This window comes from Psychrobacter sp. 1U2 (assembly GCF_051847575.1).
Map to the genome: position 1 here is coordinate 1 of NZ_JBPYDC010000256.1, position 1,300 is coordinate 1,300.

Here is a 1,300-nt window from a genome sequence, read left to right on the forward strand (position 1 = left end):
ATTGCATCATTCATAAGAACATCAATTGTTCCATTTTATTGTGCTACTAATTACCTGCTATTAATTTTTATACATTATAGGACACACCAATGACAACGACTGAAGAAGACAACACACTCCGAATTTTGATTGTTGAAGATGATGAACGTTTAGCTATGTTAACTCAAGATTATCTGGTTAAGAATGGCTTAGAAGTAGCGATCGAGACTGATGGCAATCGCGCCATTCGCCGCATCGTTAATGAACAACCAGATTTAGTAGTACTTGATGTTATGCTTCCTGGTAGTGATGGTTTGACTGTTTGTCGTGAAGTGCGTCCCCATTATCAAAATCCAATTTTGATGCTGACGGCGCGTACAGAAGATATGGATCAAGTATTGGGTCTTGAGATGGGCGCTGACGATTATGTCGCCAAGCCTGCTCAACCACGTGTATTGTTGGCACGTATTCGTGCGTTACTACGTCGTTCTGAAAATGCGCCATCAGAAGATGTGCCACAACGCCTAGAATTTGGTGAGCTGGTCATCGACAATGGCGGTCGATCTGTGACATTGAGCGACGAGTTAGTCGACTTTACCAGCGCTGAATATGACCTACTATGGCTACTTGCTTCTAATGCTGGTCGTATCTTATCGCGCGAAGACATTTTTGAGCGCCTACGCGGCATTGAATATGATGGTCAAGATCGTTCTATTGATGTGCGTATCTCACGTATTCGTCCTAAGATTGGTGATGATCCAGAAAACCCTAAACGTATTAAAACAGTACGTAGTAAAGGTTATTTATTCGTTAAAGAGGGCAATTGATCTTGTCTTAATGACAGTCATAGTCAGTAATTATCATTTTCTTCACAAGAAACCAGCTCCTTGCTGGTTTTTTTGTGGCTAAAGTTTAAGTTTTTGAACTTAAGACAGGTGTTATGTGGTTTAATTGAGCGGTAATTATTGAGCAGTAATTATGGACGCCAGCTCAATACACATTATATAGATATGGTTTTAAGTCGGTCATTGTATTATGGTTAGGTTGTTTATATATAATGATAAAATACGGTCTTCAATCTTTCATCTTTATCTAACAGTGCTTGATATCGTTTGCGATGGAGAGGTTTTGGTCAAAGCGATACTAGCGATTATTACTCAACAGTTTGGTCACGGCACGTATGTCATTAGTTTCTTCTTTAAAACACAGTATTTTTGTTCGAATTTATGCCGGTCTATTAATAGTCTGTCTATGCGTGGCCTTATTTGCCCAATTATTAATGGATACTATTAATAAGGAACGTGTACAAACCTATCGTGAA

General features: G+C 39.1%; 1 protein-coding gene. It reads left to right on the forward strand.

The genetic code is table 11. The features are described 5' to 3' along the window. The first annotated feature begins 89 nt into the window (after positions 1-89). A complete protein-coding gene (locus ACS8FD_RS14965) occupies positions 90-806 on the forward strand; it encodes a response regulator (protein WP_075103509.1) in 717 nt (238 codons plus the stop codon). Positions 807-1,300 lie beyond the last annotated feature (494 nt).

Bases quoted from the DNA above. Each gene is read 5' to 3' on its own strand.
- ACS8FD_RS14965 (WP_075103509.1), top strand. From the start codon at position 90: ATGACAACGACTGAAGAAGACAACACACTCCGAATTTTGATTGTTGAA.